Annotated in this window: 10 protein-coding genes and 1 pseudogene; 3 read left to right on the top strand and 8 right to left on the bottom strand. The window is 58.2% G+C overall.

Features of this window, described 5'->3' with window-relative positions:
- Positions 1-138 precede the first annotated feature (138 nt).
- From M1P90_RS20405 to xylA, 8 genes and pseudogenes are all read right to left on the bottom strand, one after another.
- Complete coding sequence (locus tag M1P90_RS20405; protein WP_483704661.1) at positions 139-2,280, bottom strand: methyltransferase domain-containing protein; 2,142 nt, start codon at positions 2,278-2,280, stop codon at positions 139-141.
- A 147-nt stretch (positions 2,281-2,427) separates the two neighbouring features.
- A pseudogene (locus M1P90_RS20400) lies at positions 2,428-2,892 on the bottom strand (acyltransferase); the annotation flags it as partial.
- Between the two features lie 36 nt (positions 2,893-2,928).
- The gene (locus tag M1P90_RS20395; RefSeq protein ID WP_483697135.1) at positions 2,929-3,786 is read right to left on the bottom strand and encodes a sulfotransferase family protein; all 858 of its coding nucleotides are present in this window, start codon (positions 3,784-3,786) and stop codon (positions 2,929-2,931) included.
- A gap of 7 nt (positions 3,787-3,793) precedes the next feature.
- Positions 3,794-4,705: a sulfotransferase family protein gene (locus M1P90_RS20390; RefSeq protein WP_483697134.1), complete on the bottom strand. Its 912-nt coding sequence runs from the start codon at positions 4,703-4,705 to the stop codon at positions 3,794-3,796.
- Entirely contained in the window at positions 4,686-6,152 is a 1,467-nt protein-coding gene (locus tag M1P90_RS20385; RefSeq protein ID WP_483697133.1) for an ABC transporter ATP-binding protein, read from the bottom strand. Before M1P90_RS20385 ends, M1P90_RS20390 begins: the two co-directional genes overlap by 20 nt.
- Positions 6,149-6,946: an ABC transporter permease gene (locus M1P90_RS20380; protein WP_483697132.1), complete on the bottom strand. Its 798-nt coding sequence runs from the start codon at positions 6,944-6,946 to the stop codon at positions 6,149-6,151. Before M1P90_RS20380 ends, M1P90_RS20385 begins: the two co-directional genes overlap by 4 nt.
- A gap of 324 nt (positions 6,947-7,270) precedes the next feature.
- A complete protein-coding gene (locus M1P90_RS20375; protein ID WP_483697131.1) occupies positions 7,271-9,004 on the bottom strand; it encodes a bifunctional sulfate adenylyltransferase/adenylylsulfate kinase in 1,734 nt (577 codons plus the stop codon).
- 272 nt (positions 9,005-9,276) lie between these two features.
- The gene (gene xylA, locus M1P90_RS20370) at positions 9,277-10,446 is read right to left on the bottom strand and encodes a xylose isomerase (protein WP_483697130.1); all 1,170 of its coding nucleotides are present in this window, start codon (positions 10,444-10,446) and stop codon (positions 9,277-9,279) included.
- 186 nt (positions 10,447-10,632) lie between these two features.
- Between xylA and M1P90_RS20365 the strand changes: the two genes are divergently transcribed.
- The 3 genes from M1P90_RS20365 to M1P90_RS20355 all read left to right on the top strand — a co-directional run bounded on the left by M1P90_RS20365 (position 10,633) and on the right by M1P90_RS20355 (position 17,904).
- Positions 10,633-11,406 (top strand): VOC family protein, encoded by a 774-nt coding sequence (locus M1P90_RS20365; RefSeq protein WP_483697129.1) that lies wholly within the window; start codon positions 10,633-10,635, stop codon positions 11,404-11,406.
- Positions 11,407-12,345: 939 nt separating this feature from the next.
- Complete coding sequence (locus M1P90_RS20360; protein ID WP_483697128.1) at positions 12,346-13,578, top strand: hybrid sensor histidine kinase/response regulator; 1,233 nt, start codon at positions 12,346-12,348, stop codon at positions 13,576-13,578.
- 252 nt (positions 13,579-13,830) lie between these two features.
- Positions 13,831-17,904, top strand: a complete 4,074-nt coding sequence (locus M1P90_RS20355; RefSeq protein WP_483697127.1) for a GAF domain-containing protein — start codon at positions 13,831-13,833, stop codon at positions 17,902-17,904.
- Positions 17,905-17,954 lie beyond the last annotated feature (50 nt).

The raw sequence follows: 17,954 nt of genomic DNA, 5'->3' as shown, positions 1-17,954 counted from the left end.
GATTGAACTGGTGGGCTGGGCAGCATGTGCGACTTCCTTCGGCCTTACGGCGGCGCTATCGCGCCTGCGCCGTGAGTCTATCCTCCCTCGTTGCAGCGGTATGATGTGACAGATATGCATTTGCGGGTGCAAAATCGGTTATAGTTTTGCCAGAAACACCGAAAGCCCTTTTGCAATCAGGTCTTCGCGCGAGAGGCCAGTGGCTTGCTCAATTTCCTTCAGGCGCGCTGCGGAGCGCGGTTCATCGGGGATTTTGGTCAGCCACTCGATCGCCAGGCCCGATTCGCGCAGGAGCTGGAGCATCTGCTGCATGCCGATGCGGTTCAGCGCCGGGCTATCATACACCCAGTCGGCGGCTTCTTGCAGCGACGGAACACCATCTTTGGGCCATACATCGGCCAGCTCGCGCAGCATCGCCGCTTTGTCCCACACAAGGTGTGCCCAATCGGGCATGTGCCGCGCAATTGGGCCAAAGTGATGCAGGTGATGCCCATACGAGCAGGTCCAGATCGGCTCATATGAAAGCAGCGCTTTGCCGCCCGGCTTCAGCACGCGCCGAATTTCGGCCAGTGCGGTGGCCACGTCGCCGATATGCTCAAATGTCGACATGGAGATGACCAGATCAAAGCTATTGTCGGGCATGTCGAGCTTGGTTGCGTCCATGAACAGCAGCGTGCCGCTGCCCTGTGCCGCGCGAATCGTCAGCGGCTGCTCAACATCCAGGCCAATGCCCACATATTCTGCGACCTGGTGGGTCAGCGCGCGCTCAAGCGCGTAGCCATGCGGCGAAGCGCCAATATCGAGCAGGCGTTTCCCGGCCAGCGGCACGATCCCGTGCAGCGTATCGACCATCTGGTGATTGTAGCTGCGGATGGCGTTCAGGAGTTGGGCGTTTGGCTGGCCAGCATTAAACTGATCAATTTTCGCCACGTATTGAGCCAGTTGGCTACTATCAGCAGACAAACTCGCGGGAAGTGCTGAAGACTGAGAAAGTGCGTGTACTGCCAGAAGTTGCTTTACTTTACCGCGCACGCGCCGCCATGTTCTGGGGCTCAAAGCCCGGAGCGCAATTTCGCGCTTGTGTGTGCCGGCCAGTCGCCGAATATCGGCAATCAGCCCGCGTATCTCGGCGAGCTGGCGTTCGGCAGCTGAAAGCCGGTGCTGCACCTGCCCAAGCTCTGCGCCCTGGCGCTCGATCACTGCCAGCCGTGCCGCGCGATCGGCCTCGGAGGCGATCAGCTGGTTCTTCAAGAATTCCACATCGGCTTCCAGCGCGGGGATGCGTCCTAATTCGGCGCCCTGCCGCTCGATGACGGCCATTCGCGCATCGCGGTCGCGATCTGCTTCCTGAAGCTGATTGACAACCCGTAGGCGCGCATTGTCCAAGTCGACCAGGGCCTGTACCATGCGGTTGTTCGCGGTGGCAAGCAGCCGGCTTTCGCGCTCTTGCAAGTTCGTTTCGACGAGCGGCGCACGGCTTACGGCAATGAACATATCGTAGTGGGCGAAAATCGCCGGCTCGAATGCAATATGCTCGGCGCCCAGGCGCTGGAAAAGCTCGCGAGCCGAAGTGTGGCTGAACAGGTAAAGGTGTTGCTCGTGCTTGAGCTGAATTAAAAATGGATCGCGCTCAGCTTCCATTGCCGCAAACGTCTTTCCTTCAGCGTAGCGCGGCGTCTGGATGAGCAAAATACCATCGGGTTTGAGCAGGCTCAGGCTGTGGCGCATGGTGCCGAGCGGGTCGGGCAGGTGCTCCAGCACATCCATCAGCGCAATCGCGTCGAGCGAGCCAGGAGCGATGTTTTGCTCCTCAACCGGGCCGAGCAGCATGGGCACGCCAAAGGTCTGCTTCGCATACTCGACAATCGAGGGGCTAAGCTCAAGGCCGCTCGCCTCGAAGCCAGCCCAGCGCAGCAAGGCCACAAAGCCGCCGTGGGCGCTGCCAAGCTCCAGCACGTCGCCGGGCGGGAGCTTATACTTCAGCAGTGCACGCAGCCAGTGCAGGGCGCGCTCGGGCATGTCGGCGCGGGCGCGCTCAACGATATTCGCCTGACCCAGGTCTTCTTCTTGATGCGAAAACCAGTACTCGCGCCCGTAAAAATCCTGCTCATCGTCGCGCACAGCGGTGAACTCAGGCGCGTGTATTTCAGCAGTAACCAGCGTTTCGCATACCGGGCAGCGCAGGTAGTGTGGCGAAAATGGGACAAGCGAGGTATTGCCACACCAGCAAACCAGATCCGTAGCAGGAACATCCTTAATACCCATTGATTCCTGAGACATAAATGCTGCTTTCGATTGTGATAGCGAAGATGTGGCTGACAGATTAATTTGTGATGAAGCCGGTATATTTTCTATGGGAACCTTGCGAATAACGCGCGCCGGGTTACCTGCTGCTACGCACCACGCAGGAATATCGTGGGTTACAACCGATCCTGCGCCGATGATAGCGCCTTGCCCAACCGTCACGCCTTTCAGAATAATCACACGGGCGCCCAGCCAAGCCCCCTGGCAAATGCGAATTGGAGCGCTTTCTACTGTACTCCAGTCGTGTTTTCCTTGCCTCCAGGCCGATAAATCGTTTTTTCGAGTTGTATAGCTGAGACTGTGATTGTCACTATCAGAGAGAAGGCATTGGTACGATATCAGAACATCATCTTCAATGATTATTGTATCTGCACAGTCTATAACTGTGCTTCCACCAATAAAAACGTTGTTGCCAATACACAAATTGCTGTCATGCTTTTCGGTGGCAATATAGCCATCAATTGAGCAATCATCGCCAATAATAATACTACTATTGGGATGGCGTCTACTTATTGTGCCAAGCAATTGAGTGTTTTTTCCAAAAATTGCCTGGTGTTCAAATGTTTCTTTTTTAGAATAATCGCCCATTTGTTCATTCTGACGTAGAGTAATTATATGGAAATATTACCAATCGAGATTTGATTCGTATCCTAAATCGATTAATAATTGCCCAGCTATCTTCTTGAAAATACTTTTATGCGCTGGCGTGAAATAATTCTGCCAGTCGCCAACCAAACCTTTGCGAAACGTTGCACTGCCACCAAAAAGGTTTTGAGCAAGCTCAGCTAATTGAATTTCGTTATACGATACGCCAACATGAGCTGTTATATTACGCAGCTCAATGAGTTGTGCTGCATCTGAACCACCACCTTGGGAACCAACGAGCTTTTCAAAAGTAGTAACATACGCATTTGGATAGTGAGACCATCCTAGATATGATCGAACGTTTGAATTGATATCCATTAATATTGGAAGGTGTGAAATATACTCAGAGAAAAGTTCGGGTATCCCAATAATAGTCGTTGATAATTGCTCTTCCAGTGACATCTTATTATAATCATTAAAAAGATAATGATAATTCTGGGAAGCTACATATTTTGTGAAAGATACGACAATATCCCGAGGATCGCGAATAATTCCTAAAAGCGTAATCTGAGCCTGATCCAATGCCTCGCTAATTGGTTCTGAGTAGATAAGATGTGATGTTGCATATTGGCCGGGCGGAATACGCAAGACAAGCTTGACGAAATCGGCTTTGGGGGCCTCGACAAAAGGATCGCCAACTTCATCTTTGGGAAGAGGGTATTGGATTGTGCTTGCTCGGACAAATTGGTCGATATGCAGGCCCGAGGATGTAAACTCTGGCAGAAGGTGTAGCACTTTCTCAAGTAAATGCGTGCCTGCTTTAGGAATAGAGTTAACCAGAATGCGCGGCGGATGCTCGGTTTGTGTTGGTGATTCAATGCTGCTCAGGGATGTCATGCACGTTCTACCAGTTCATATCTTGTTCGTAGCCAAGGTCAATCAACATCTGCCCGGCCACGCGCTTGAACGCTGCCGTATGATCGGGAGTGAAGTGATTGCGCCAGCCACCAATTTCGCCTTTTCGGAATGTTGCGGTGTTGCCAAAGAGATTATCGGCGACCGACTCAATCTGTTGTTGGGTGCACTGTGCGCCCAGATGCGCAGCGATATTGCGAACTTCGGTGATTTGCGCCTCGCGCGAGCCACCACCGGCTGGGCCAACCAGTTTTTCGAAATAAGTGGTGTAGGTATGTGGTTGCAGCCGCCACAAAAGCATATTTTTCATCTGCACGCTGATATCGAGCAGGCGCGGCACAAATGGCGAGACATCCGCCGTACCCTCAATTGTGGTCATCAGCCGATCGGCTTCGGAAAGGCTCTGGTAGTAGCTGTAGAGGTAGTGCGTTTCTATGCGTGCGACGTATTTTGAAAATGACACCGCAATATCGCGCGGGTCGCGCAAGATGCACAGCACTTTTACGCCGGTGCGATCCAGCATTTCGGCGAGCGGCTTTGAGAAAACCAGATGGCCGACGGCATAGTGGCCCGGCTTGATGCTGTCGGTAATCGCCTGCAGTTCGTCGATGGTGAGCTGCCGCGCGCGCGCCTGTTTTACCTCACCCTGGCCGTTGGCGTCGCCAGTAAAGGTTTGCGCGGGCATCTCAAACTGCTCAATATACATGTTTGCAGTGTAGTAGCCCGGCAGGGTGGCAACGGTTTTTTCGAGCAAGTGTGTGCCAGCTTTCGGTACGCTGGTAATAACAATGCGGGCGCCGGCCGGCTTGACAACGATTGGCAGCACTGTGCGGCGGAAACGCGCTTTGAGCCGTTGTATCAGGGTATTGACTGGTTGTGATTTAGTGGTTTGCGGCGTCATTAGATGCTCCCGCTGTTGCTAATACTGTTCTTGAAAATGTCGCTGGCTGCGCCTCAAGCAGATCCAAAGCCTCGGGCGGTGCAATTTCCATCTCACATTCGCCTGGCAGGTCGCAGACACCAGCGTACGGAACGATCGCCCACATCACACGGAAGGTTCCGGCCTGGTCCATATCAAGCGCAATGAAACGGCGCCTTTCCGCGGCGCTCGTGTGCATGTCTTCTGGGCGCATTGCCGCCAGCGCGATGCTAAAGCTGTAATTGCCCGGCGCAACGCTGAGTGATATGGTCTGGTGAAAGCGCATCCGCTCGCCTTTGAGAATCATGCGCTGCGGCTTGATGCCAAGATGCATAGAATTTTTCCCGTGCACGCGCACGTTTTTGTCGTTGGTAATAGCAACCGAACCGCTTGGCGCGATAAGATCGCGGAGCGCTTCGAATTCGTAATACCAGTGTGCGCGCTGAGCGGGGCTAAACGACATGCACGGGTTGCCAAGGTCGTCGCACAGGGCTATGCCAGTGCAGCGCGCCCAATCGCCGCCGATGCTGGCAACCGTATCAAGGCGCAAAAATGCCTCGGGCGCGGGCCAGTCAAGCGTGCCGCTTTCCCATTGGCTAGTGCTTTCAGGGCTTATCGAACGCTGAACAATCGAAGCTGCTAGTTGGGCAGGCCGGCGCACATTGCTGGCACCATTACTTATCTTCTCAGCTGGCCTGTTCTGGACAAAAAAGTAGTGCTTGGCGGCTTCAGAGGCGTTGCCAGTGTAGACAACCTTGCCGTGATCGAGCACAATGCCCTGCTGGCAATACTGCTGGATCACGCCGGTATTATGCGTGACCATAATCATGGCGGTATTCTGCTGGCGCAGCTGGTCGAGCCGCTCGTAGCATTTTTGCGTGAAGAAGGTATCGCCGACCGAGAGCACCTCGTCGATGATCAGCACATCGCATTCGAGAAAGGCGAACATGGCGAAGGCCAGGCGCGCGCGCATGCCCGAGGAGTACATCTTGATCGGCCGGTCGAAGAAATCGCCAATATCGGCAAAATCCTCGATGTCCTGCATGCGCGCGCTGATGTAATCTTCGGGGAAGCCCAGCAGGTGCGCGCTATTCTGCACATTCTGCCGGCCCGTCAGCTCATTGTTGAAGCCGGTGCCAAGCTCAAGCATCGAGAGCACGCGCCCGCGAATAGTGAACTCGCCTTCGGTGGGGTACAGCGCGCCGGTAAGGATCTTCAGCAGCGTGCTCTTCCCCGCGCCATTCTGCCCGATCAGTCCCAGCGATTCGCCCGGGCGCAGCTCAAACGAAATATCTTTCAGCGCCCAAAAAGAATCGTAGTAGGTGCGCGAACGGCCCAGCAGCCACTGCCGGGCGCGATCCCAGGGTTTCTTATAAATTTTGAACTGCTTGCTCAGGTTGCGCACCTGAACCACAGGCTCTGCACTCATAGCACATCCCGGATTTCTACGCGCAGCTTCGAGAGGATGAAATAGCCAAGCACAATGCTTGTGGCAACCCAGCCCAGCATCATTCCCCATGTTGAAAGAGCGGGGACCCGATTATTGAGAAAGATGTCGCGGAACGAGGTGATAAAGCCGTAGGCCGGGTTCCAGTGAATGAACGTGCGCGCAAACGGCGGCAGGATCGTTTCGGCATAGACAATCGGTGTCAGCCACATCCACATCGGCAGCAGCAGCACAATCGCCTGGCCAATATCGCGGAACAGCACATTCAGCGATGAAAGGATGAGTGAGAAACCAAAGCCGAGCAGCTGAAACAGCAGCAAGACGATTGGCGCCAGGAGATACGACCAGCCAATCGGCAGGCCCATTGGAATGCCGGCCAGCACAAACAGCGCCAGCGAGATGCCCGCCGAGAAAAAGCCAACCACCGACGACTGGGCAATGAAGATCGCCTCGGGCAGGGCCATTTTCTGCAGGTATGACGAATTGCGCACCAGCGCCTGTGTGCCGCGCGAGATCGCATCGGCAAAGGCCAGCCAGGGCAGCATGCCCGCGCACAGGAACAGTACGAACGCAAAGCGCGGCGGCGCGGCCTGCCCGGCTGCGGCAACACGCGCACCCATGATCGCCGAAAAAATAAAGACATAGATGGCGATCTGGATCAGCGGCACAAGGACATTCCAGAACACGCCAATGCCCGAGCCGGCATAGCGGTCGCGCATCTCGTTCCAGGCCGAGCGCACAATAAATCTTCGATACTGATAAATCGCAGCGATCATGAAAACCTGCTAGGTGCCATTGGTGGAGCGACGAATGCAGCGCAGGTATGCGCTATGGTGCTGTGCGGGCGGTAGCCCAAACTCGGGTGAGGGGCTGCAATTGTGTAGCTTGCTATCAGGCAGTTGCACTACAATAACCTGTTTCTGTGGTAGCGCACCGTGCCACACTGCTCGCGCTCAGCATACTCCAACGAAGCATGGGAACCGGCCTCGCTTCGGGATTAGGGTGGGCCGCATTATAGCACAAAACTTTTGCCTCGCAAGGATATGGTGCTGTGGGCAGGTGTTAGGAAAGCTCGCCCACAGCACCTTCGCCTCGTTTGCCTACCCCACGCGATCCAGGAAGCCACGCTCTTCGAGCAGCGCGATGATTGCGCGCGCATTGGCCTCGGGCGAGACACCCACGGTCTGCAGCGTCAGCTCGGGGTTGACTGGCTCCTCGTAGGGGTCGTCGACGCCGGTGAAGCCTTTGATCTCGCCGCGCCGCGCCATGCCGTAGAAGCCCTTGATGTCGCGCTCTTCGCACACTTCAATCGGCGTGTCCATAAACACTTCGATGAACTGGTCGGCGCCAACCAGCTTGCGGCACTCGTTGCGGGCGTCGCGGTAGGGGCTCACTGCCGCGCAGATCACGACGCCGTTGTGACGCACGACCTCGCCGGCCACAAAGCCAATGCGCAAAATGTTGGTGTTGCGGTCGTCGCGGCTGAAGCCCAGCCCCTTCGACAGGTGCGTGCGCACGACGTCGCCGTCCAGCTCGGTGATCTGGCGCCCGCGTTCGAGCAGGAGCGATGTTAATACTTCTGCCGTGGTCGATTTGCCCGAGCCGCTCAGGCCGGTGAACCAGATGCAGAAGCCCTGGCGCTGGCGCGGCGGGAACATCTGGCCCAGGATCTCGGAGGTTTCCTTGCGGGTGAACCACTCGGGCAGCTGGCGGCCTTTGGCGAGGTAGTCGTCGCGCACCTGCGTGCCCGAGATGTTCGCCACGCGCGCGCCGGCCGGCACCTTGTTCGCCTCGACATACTCTTCGCTGTCGGGCAGGTACACCAGCTCCTGGAAGGGCACCATGGTCACGCCCACTTCGTCGGCGTGCTTCGCCACCAGCTCCTGCGCGTCGTAGGGGCCGTAGAAGGGCTTGCCGGTGCTGTCGTTGCCGGGGCCGGCGTGGTCGCGCCCGACAATAAAGTGCGACGCGCCGAAGTTGCGGCGGATGAGCGCGTGCCAGAGCGCCTCGCGCGGGCCGGCCATGCGCATGGCCAGCGGCAGAAGGCTCAGCATGGTGCGGCTCTGGTCGTAGTAGTTCTCGACCAGGGTGCGGTAGATGCGCACGCGGCTGTAGTGATCAACGTCGCCGGGCTTGGTCAGGCCGACGACCGGGTGGATGAGCAGGCTGCCGCCGATCGCGTCGGCGGCGCGCTTGGTCAGCTCTTCGTGGATGCGGTGCAGTGGGTTGCGCGTCTGGAAGGCGACGACGTTGGCATTACCCATGGCCGCCAGCTGCTCGCGCACCTGCACCGGGGTGCGCCGCAGCTCAAGGAAGTCGTAGTACTGCGGCAGCGCGATCACGCGCAGCGCGCCCGAAACGCACACATCGCCCCAGCGGATCATTTCGGAAACGAGCGGATGGCGGGCGTCGGTGGTGCCGAGCGCCTGCGCGGCCTCGGTTTTCGGGTCCCACGCAAACACCTCGTCGAGGTCCATCACCGCCAGCAGGTTGTTGCGGGCGTCGCGCAGCGCCAGGCGGCGCGTGCCGCTGGGAATGGCGTCGCGCTTGGCGGTGAGCGTGATCGGCAGCGGGAACAGGGTGCCGTCGGCCAGGCGCATCTCGCCCAGCACGCGCTCGTAGTCGGCCTGGCCCATGAAGCGATCCAGCGGCGAGAAGCCGCCCGTGGCGATCAGCTCAAGGTCGCACAGCGCGCGGGCCGAAAGCTGGAGCGTGGGCAGGTGGCCGGCCTCGGCAATCAGCGCCGCGCGCTCGTCGCCTGCCACCAGCAGGTTCACCAGCGCGCCGCCGTAGGGCGTGATCAAGGTGTTTTGGTCCGTCGAAGGGGCGGTCATGTTGTTCTCCAAATGTATAGTGTGTTAGACATAAAAACAGCAGCGCGACTGTTCGCGCTGCCAAACATCGCAGCATCATATGCGGGCGCGCACCATGAGCACCGGAAACGCGCCGCGCATTATGGATCAGGTTGGCGCTTCCGGCAAGCGGCGGGGGTGGCGGGGCGAGACAAGGAGACCTGCTGGAAAATATCATCCACAGATTTCACAGATTACGCAGATAAAGTTTTCATAAATCTGCGTAATCTGCGTAATCTGTGGATACCTCCCCGTCACCGCACGCCAAGCAGCAGATCGACGGTGAGCTGGTCGATGCGCTCGTAGGCGAGGTTGCGCGCCCCCAGCGCCACCCGGTCGAAGGCGTGCTCCTTCAGCGCCGAGGCGTTCGCCGCGCTGTAGCCGCCACTCCACGCTGGCACCGCCGCGCCGCCTTCGGCCTGCTGCACATCCCGCACCAGCGCCTGAATCTCACTGTCGGCGTTCCACTGCCGCGCCTTTTCCTTCAGGATCAGGTAGGTGCGCATGCAGCCGCGCGCAAAGTCTTTCACGCCCTCCACGCCCTCGGTGCGGTAGGCGTGCGCGTCGAAGTGCCGCGAGCCGGCGTAGCCCACGTCTTCCAGAAACTTCACCAGAAAGAATGCGCTTTTCAGGTTCACCGCGCCAAAGCGGAAATCCTGGTCGTAGCGTCCCGGCGCCTGGTCGTTCAGGTCGATGTGGAACAGCTTGCCCGCGTCCCACGCCTGCGCCACGCCGTGGAGGAAGTTCAGCCCGGCCATCGTTTCGTGCGCGACCTCGGGGTTCACGCCAACCATCGCCGGGTCGTCCAGCGTTTGGATGAACGCCAGCGCGTGGCCGACCGTGGCGAGGTAGATGTCGCCGCGCGGCTCGTTCGGCTTGGGTTCGAGCGCGAACTTGAGGCTGTAGCCCTGGTCTTTGCTGTAGGCGCACAGGAAGTTGAGCGCCTCGCGAAAGCGCTTGCCAGCTTCCAGCGGGTCCTTGGCGGCGTCAGTCTCGACGCCCTCGCGCCCGCCCCAGAAGACATACACGCCCGCGCCGCACTCCACGCCCAGGTCGATGGCGCGCATGGTTTTTTGCAGGGCATAGGCGCGCACGGCCGGGTCATTCGCGGTGAAGGCGCCATCCTTGAAGGCCGGGTCGGTGAAGAGGTTGGTGGTCGCCATCGGCACGACCAGCCCAGTTTCCTGCAGGGCAGCCTTGAAATCGCGCACGATGCGGTCGCGCTCGGCGGGGGTGGCGTCGATCGGCACGAGGTCGTTGTCGTGGAAGTTGACGCCATACGCGCCCGCATCGGCGAGCAGGTGGACGATCTCGGGCGCGGAGAGCGGCTGGCGCACCGGCTCGCCAAACGGGTCGCGCCCTGGGTTGCCCACCGTCCACAGGCCAAATGTGAACGTATCGGCTGGTGTCGGCTGGTAGCTCATGTCGTACCTCACCTTACTATGTTTGTGCAGAATGCGCCTATTGTACCCCAAGCCGCGGCGGTGCTTGCTGGAATGTTGGCATTGACGTGGCGGAATGGCGGGCGTAGAATCGTTTGCGTCAGTGCCGCCAGCCTGCTTTTCTTGCCCAAGAGATGAGCGCAGGGCGGCCAGCATAAAGGAGGAAGCATGACCACATTCACAGAGCCGAAGCCAGCTGGCATACCCACATGGCTCGATCTGGTCGCGCCCGATGCCGAAGCGGCGCGCGCCTTCTACCAGGCAGTGTTTGGCTGGGAGTATGATGTCAGCGCGCCTGAGTTTGGCGGCTACGCCACCGCGCGCATTGGCGACCGCTCGGTGGCGGGCGTGGTGGGCAACCAGCCCGATGCCCCGCCCATGCCAGCCGCCTGGGGCCTGTATTTCGCCACGAATGACATCGAGGCCGATGTGGCGAAGGCGGTATCGCTCGGCGCGCAGGTGCTCTACCCAACCATGGCGGTGGGCGATTTCGGCAGCATGGCCACCTGCGCCGACCCGCAGGGCGCGGCGTTCAGCTTCTGGGAGGCCGGCAGCCACATTGGCTCGCAGATGGTGAACGAGCCGGGCGCAGCCGCGTGGCACGAGCTGTATACATCCAACGCCGCAGCCGCGCGCGATTTCTACACTGCGCTGCTGGGTGCCAGCGCCGACCCCATGCCGGGCGGGATGGAATACTATGTGCTTAAGCAGGGCGAGTGGATGTTCAGCGGAATCATGCAGATCGACCCGTCGTGGGGTGGCATGCAAGCGCAGTGGGTAACCTATTTTGCGGTTGCCAATGTCGACGAAACGGTGGCCCGCGTGCAGGCGAATGGCGGCAAAATCATGGGCTCGATCGACGACTCGCCGTTTGGGCGCATCGCCGCCCTGGCCGATCCGCAGGGCGCGATATTCAAAATTGTCGAGTCGCCGGCAGCATAAAATCGGGAAGCTCACAGGCAAGAATTTTGGGCGGGCAGCACCTGTATTGAAAGGTGCTGCCCGCTGCATTTTGTTGCGAAACAGCCTGTCTTATGCAGGGAGCTCTTCACCATACGTCTGCGCCCTGTGGATATGCTGTGTATCGTGTGCGCGCCTTTCGCCCGGCCACCCGGGCCATTGCTGTAGCTCGCCTGTGCAGCGCGCTGCGAACAGCCAATGTGCCAGAGGCTGTGGCTTTCGGCGCTCGGGGAGGGGGCGACACGCTTGCCGGACACACCCAGAGCAGCACGAAACTAATTCTACGACCGTAAATAAGACATCCCAAAACCTGATACGTATAAGGACAGAGGTATTCACCCAATATCGCGTTCTTATGCGGCAAGCGATGAGAATACTCAAAAGCGTATGGTGAACATGCATAAACTGTATCAACTCTGAGTCCTTCCCAATGTTGAAAATCCTTCCAAAATCCAATACCATAGCATTCACTTACTATGATTGAAGAAACGCGTTCGCCTGCTGACATGGCGTCGAGGGCTGCCTGCCCTTCTGAAAATGGTTCTTGCGTGAAGCACGCAGTAGTGTAACGCATTCTGAAGGGATGTAACCCTACTTCCCCCGCCGTGTTAGCAGACTTGAGCCTCTGCCTGCTCTCATAGCGCACTGTGTTTGTGCAACGTTATTGCTGGGTTGTGAAGCTGAGGTGGTCGGCAACGTCGCAATCTTTATGAACACATTCCTTTGCGCTGCCGCGCCGCAACGCAAGCAACAGACCTTTTCTTAAGCAGATACCGCTTTGCGCTGATGAGCCAGTGCACACCACAGATGGGCTGCCCCTGATGGCCGCGTTGCCCACCCATCACTGGCACCTGCCGCCCAAGCCAGCGCGCCCGTGAAACCTTCACGCAAATCATATTCATCCACGGAAGGGATGCGTTGATGACACATCGCCCAGCTATACACATCTTAATTATTGACGACGACGACAGCTATCGCACAATTTTGAACGATATGCTGAGCGCCCACGGGCATAAAGTGACACTGGCAGCGAGCGGTGCCGAGGGTTTGCAGCTAGCGCGGGAGCTGGATCCCGACCTGATCATTCTTGATGTTATGATGCCCGAACTCGATGGCTTTGCCGTGTGCAGCCAGCTGCGCGCCGACCCCGCTACCGCCGAGGTGCCGATTATCATGGCCACCGCGCTGGATGACCGGCAATCGCGGCTGCGCTGCCTGGCGGTTGGCGCCGATGAATTCCTCTCCAAGCCAGTCGACACGGTCGAGCTGCGCGTGCGCGTGAACGCGATTGCCCGCATCAACCGCTACCGTCGCCTGCTCGATGAGCGCGCGCGCGCCGAGCGCGAAATTCGCCAGATGAACACTGAGCTTGAGCAGCGCGTGGCCGAGCGCACCGCCGAGCTGAGCGAGGCAAACGCCCGCCTGCGCGAGCTGAACGCGCTGAAAGATACCCTGATGGCAATCACCTCGCACGACCTGCGCTCGCCACTGGGCGGCATTCAGAACATGGCCGAAATGCTGCTAGACGATCAAAGCTCGGCCGAGGATGTGCGCTATTTCGCGCAGCAGATTTACGAAACGGTGCAGCGGCTGATCGCTATGGTTAACAACATGCTCGATCTGTCGAAGCTGGAAGCGGGCAAAGTGCAGCTCGACGCGATCGAGCTGCATATCAGCTCGGCCGTGCGGCAGGCCTTTGGCGTGCTGAGTTCGAGCGCGCAGGCCAAAGAAATAACCGTCGCGATCGACGCCGCGCCCGATGAGCCACTGGTTGTTGGCGACCCCCACAAAATTGGGCAGATCGCGACCAACCTTATGAGCAATGCGATCAAATTTACCCCCAGCGGCGGGCAGATCAACGTTCATATTGCGGCCGAGGCCGATGGGGTGTGCATGGAGATTAGTGACACTGGGCTGGGTATTCCCCCCGATGCGCTACCACGCCTCTTTGACAAATTTCAGCAGATTCACCCGCGCGGCACGGCCGGCGAGCGTGGCACCGGCCTGGGCCTGGCAATCGTGCGGCAGCTTGTGGAACTGCACGGTGGTAATATTCAAGTGAAGAGCGTCGTGCAGAACGGAACGACGTTTCGCGTGCATTTTCCATTTTATCAGCAGCTCGCTGAAACGCGAGTGTCGTCGTTTTCGGTGTAGCCGCGCCACTGGCGGCGATCTCGGCGCGCAGATATGGAGGGTTCTGCGTGCCACTGTTCAAGCCTTTGTTTCGCGAACCAGTGGCCCGCTGCTGCTGCGTGGTTGCTGCTGGTGACGGCCAATTGCAGAACGCCTGCAGTATTGTCCAACCGGGCGTTTATCCATGGCCCCGCGCATCTTCAGGCGATGAGCCTCTGGGGCTTTGGCACCGCACAATAGCCAGCCACCCATAAATAAAGAGGTTCTTGCGCAATGAACGACAGAAACAATGCAGCAGAAACTCGCAAGAATGCTGGCCAGTCGTTTGCGCTTTGGCGCTGGATCTGGGCTGTGGTTCTGCTTTCCATCACAATCTGCCTGCTGATATCATGCCTCTACTATCAGCAGCGTCGCGCGCTTAGCCAATCGGTTGCAGTGATGGATACGCTGCGGCAGGCTCGCATCGACGTGACTGAAGGCTTTCTGTGGATCACGCTAGCCAACGAGAATGCGATACCTCTTGATCGGCAGCAGGGCCTTGCGCTCTTAACACAATCGGTTCAGTCCTTCGATTCTGCGGCTGCGCTTCTTGATCAGCGCGACGCATCGGTGCTTGAGTTTCGACAGCAGGTAGAAACCGTTCGGGCACAGCTAACAGCGTGGCACCCCCATGCCACACCTGCAACCCTACTCAGCCTGAATAGTGCCCTTGAGCAGCTAGAGCGGGCCGCGGATCACCTGGATGAGCAGCTTCGCACAAACTTGCGGCGGCAATCCGAACGTGCCGATCTGATCTTTCTGTGGGTACTTGGCATTTCGGCAGCGCTGCTGGTGGTGATTTGCAGCACTGTGCTGTTGATGGCACGTGGCGCGCGCCGTGCCGAGCGCGCAATGGTTTTCTCGGCCAAACGCCTGCGCGTGCTCGCCGATGCCTCGCGCGCCTTTGCCGAAGCGGGCGACGACGCGCAAGAAGTGCTGGAACAGGTTGCGCGCACGGCCGCCGAGCAGCTTGATGCAATCTGCATTGTGCGCCTGCTTTCGGGCGATGGAAAATGGCTCGATGCTGTCGCCACATACCACAGCGACCCGGAAATGCTTGAAATTGTGCGCGACCATGTAGCCACCTTGCGCATTCATGTTGACGACGCAGCCCCACCTGCTATTGCGCTGCGCCGGGGCAGCACACTCTTTGTTCCAATACTTAACCCTGCCAAGTTCGAAAGTGTGGCCCATGCCGCGGTGCAAGAGTTTTGGGCGCGCTTCCATGTGCATAGCTTGCTGAACGCATTGCTGCGAGTGCATGGAAACGCAATTGGCACACTGGCCCTGATGCGCACCCGCGCCGAGCCGCTGCCCTTTGGCGAAGACGATCTGCACCTGGTGCAGGATTTGGCCGATCGCGCTGCGCTCGCGATTTCTAATGCGCGGCTCCTTATGCAGCTGCAAAGCGAACTGGCCGAACGCACGCGCGCCGAGGCGGCTGCGCGCGAACGGGAGCAGAAGCTGAGCACGCTGCTCGACCTCTTGCCCGTGGGCGTTTCCATCATGGATGATCAGCGCGCCATGCTGTATACCAACCCGGCCTTGCGCTCGATGCTTGATCTTCCTCACATGGAGCTGAGCGCGCAGGCACACCAGCACCGTGCGTATTTCGATAGCGTGGGCGAAAGGATGAGCGCCGACAATGTTGCGGGTATGCGCGCCTTTGTCGAACAAGGCCTGGTTCAAAATGCTGAGACATCGATTGAACAGGATGATCAGAGTGTTGTGTGGGCCAATGTCAGCGCAGTGCCAGTTAATTTTCCCGATTGGCGCACAGTATTTGTGGCTTCCGATATCACCCGGCTGAAGCGCGTTGAGCTCGAATTGCAGCGTTCCAATACACGCCTGCAATTTCTTGTCGATGCATCGCGCAGTTTTGCAGAAACAAACGCCGATGAGTGGACAATGCTCGATCAGAGCGCACAGATGCTTGGCCTGCAACTCAACGCGAGTTGCGTGGTTCGCCTGCTGTCGGATGATGGTCAGTGGTTCGATGTTGCCGCAATCTACGCCCCAAACCCGGTGGTAAGGGAGTATTGGCTGCAATCCCTGCCGCGCCTGAGTTATTCCAGTAGTGTCAGCAACCCGCTTTTTCAAATGATTCAGCGTGGCCAATCGATGCTTTTTTCCTTAATTGAGCCTGTGAGCAGCCACCTCTTATATTCTGAGCTGTGGCCCGCCTTTGAGCGATTCCAGGCGCATAGCGCAATGCTGATACCGCTGCGTGTCAGCGGCCGCATGATCGGCACACTTTTGCTCGCCCGCCTGAGCGATGACATAAAGCCTTTTAGCGATGACGACCTGCGGCTGGCTGAAGATCTGGCGGGCCGTGCTGCGCTGGCTATCAGCAACAGGCGTCTCTATACAGCACTGCAGCATGCGAACGATGTGCTTGAACAGCGTGTGCAAAATCGTACTGCAGAGCTGCGCGCCGCGCTTGATCGCATGGCTGCGCTGTATGCAATAACCAACGATGCGATTGCGTCGAATGACCTGGTTGCGGCGCTGCAGCGCGCGCTTGATCGGGTTGCGGCGACGGTGAAAGCGAACCGAGTGGTAATGCTGCTGTTCGATTGGAATACGCAGAGCATTGAGCAGTTCCTGTATGCTGGTGTTGGCTACGAACAGATTTATAAGGATGTTACATTTGAGGAAGTGATGGGCGGCCTGAGCGGATGGGCAATTCGCGAGCGCAAGCCGGCGATTTCACCCAAAACCCTCCTCGACCCGCGTGAAAGCGAGCTCTCATTACGGCGGCGCATTGAAACCGCGTGCGGCTCGATTGTGGTTGTGCCGCTGATGGATCTGAATATTGTCTTCGGCACACTTACGGTAATCAATCAACCTGAAGAGCCAGATTTTTCTGCCGCCGATATCGACCTGATGATCGCCGTCGCTGGCCAGCTTTCGCTTGCCTATGCTCGGACGCGCCTGACTGCGCGCCTTCAGCAGACGAACAGCCAGCTTGAGCAGGAAGTCGTCGAGCGCACCGAGCTGGCGCGCCTGCTTGAGCAGCAAGCTACCCATGCCACGGGCTTGCTGGTGGTATCGCAAGCCCTGGAAGAAGCCCACCTCGATGCGGCGGCGATTGTGAGCGCGGTGGCCCAGTCGCTGGCTGAGGTGATTGCCGAAACCTGCATTATTAATATTCTTGGCCCCGATCGGGAATGGATCGAGGCAACCTATATCGCACATTCATCGCCTGAAACGGTCTCATTGTTCCGTAATAATGGCTCGCTGGTGGCGCGGCGGGTGCGGAATGGCTGGATCAGGCAGGTGGCACACACCGGCCAGCCGCTTATTATCGAGAAACCGCTGGCAGGCGAGGTTTGGAACGAGCTTGTGCCTGAGATGATTTTTACATTGTCATCCGCAGTGTTTGTGAGCGTGCTGGTCGTGCCTTTGCCAATTCACGGCCGCATTGTGGGCACGATTAGCCTTCTGCGCGCGGGCATTGGCCATGTGCATACGATCGATGAGCAAACCTTTTTGCAAGACGTAGCCGAGCGCGCTGGGCTTGCGATCGAGAACGCGCGCTTGTTTGCCGCTGCCGAGCAGGCGCGTGCTGATGCTGAGCACGCTAACCGCGCCAAGAGCGAATTTCTCACAACAATGTCGCACGAGCTGCGCACCCCACTGAATGCGATTCTCGGCTTCACTGGCACAATGCTTATGCAGCTCCCTGGCCCGCTGACTGCCGATCAAGAAATTCAGCTGAAGACCGTACAGCGCAATGGCAAGCACTTGCTGACGCTGATTAACGACCTGCTCGATCTTGCGAAGATCGAGAGTGGCAAGATTGATCTGCATGTTGAAACGCTTGTGGTGCAGGATGTTGTGGCAGAAGTGTGGCAAAGCCTGCTGCCACTTGCCCAGCAGAAAGGGCTTTCCTGCGAGCTGGAGATTACCGGCGAGCCGATACATTTTTTGAGCGATGCGCGGGTGCTGGGCCAGATCCTGATGAATTTACTCAGTAACGCAATTAAATTTACGGATCTCGGTGGTGTGCGTATGCAGGTTGAGCTACAGCGCGGGGCGGGTAGCACTGAAGAAACTCTGACTATTCGGGTTGCTGATACTGGGATTGGTATTAAGTTTGAAGATCAGGCACGTTTATTTTCAGAGTTTGGGCGAATCAATTCGGCCGAGGTGCGCGCTCGTGAAGGGACCGGCCTGGGCCTGCACCTCGTGCAGCGATTAGTTGAATTGCTGAAGGGCACTGTTTCGCTCGAAAGCAGCTACGGGCAGGGCAGTGTGTTCACGCTGGTGTTTCAGCAGCCAGCATCGCTTCGCCGCCAGAAGTAGCAGCGAAGCGCAGGCATGGCAACGGCCCCACAGCATACACTGTGGGGCCG

The organism is Kouleothrix sp. 19917, assembly GCF_057073505.1.
Note: the sequence above shows the minus strand (reverse complement) of the source record. Positions and strands in the feature narration are given on the sequence as shown.

Bases quoted from the DNA above. Each gene is read 5' to 3' on its own strand.
- M1P90_RS20390 (WP_483697134.1), bottom strand. From the start codon at position 4,705: ATGACGCCGCAAACCACTAAATCACAACCAGTCAATACCCTGATACAA.
- M1P90_RS20405 (WP_483704661.1), bottom strand. From the start codon at position 2,280: ATGTCTCAGGAATCAATGGGTATTAAGGATGTTCCTGCTACGGATCTG.
- xylA (WP_483697130.1), bottom strand. From the start codon at position 10,446: ATGAGCTACCAGCCGACACCAGCCGATACGTTCACATTTGGCCTGTGG.
- M1P90_RS20385 (WP_483697133.1), bottom strand. From the start codon at position 6,152: ATGAGTGCAGAGCCTGTGGTTCAGGTGCGCAACCTGAGCAAGCAGTTC.
- M1P90_RS20375 (WP_483697131.1), bottom strand. From the start codon at position 9,004: ATGACCGCCCCTTCGACGGACCAAAACACCTTGATCACGCCCTACGGC.
- M1P90_RS20355 (WP_483697127.1), top strand. From the start codon at position 13,831: ATGAACGACAGAAACAATGCAGCAGAAACTCGCAAGAATGCTGGCCAG.
- M1P90_RS20380 (WP_483697132.1), bottom strand. From the start codon at position 6,946: ATGATCGCTGCGATTTATCAGTATCGAAGATTTATTGTGCGCTCGGCC.
- M1P90_RS20395 (WP_483697135.1), bottom strand. From the start codon at position 3,786: ATGACATCCCTGAGCAGCATTGAATCACCAACACAAACCGAGCATCCG.
- M1P90_RS20360 (WP_483697128.1), top strand. From the start codon at position 12,346: ATGACACATCGCCCAGCTATACACATCTTAATTATTGACGACGACGAC.
- M1P90_RS20365 (WP_483697129.1), top strand. From the start codon at position 10,633: ATGACCACATTCACAGAGCCGAAGCCAGCTGGCATACCCACATGGCTC.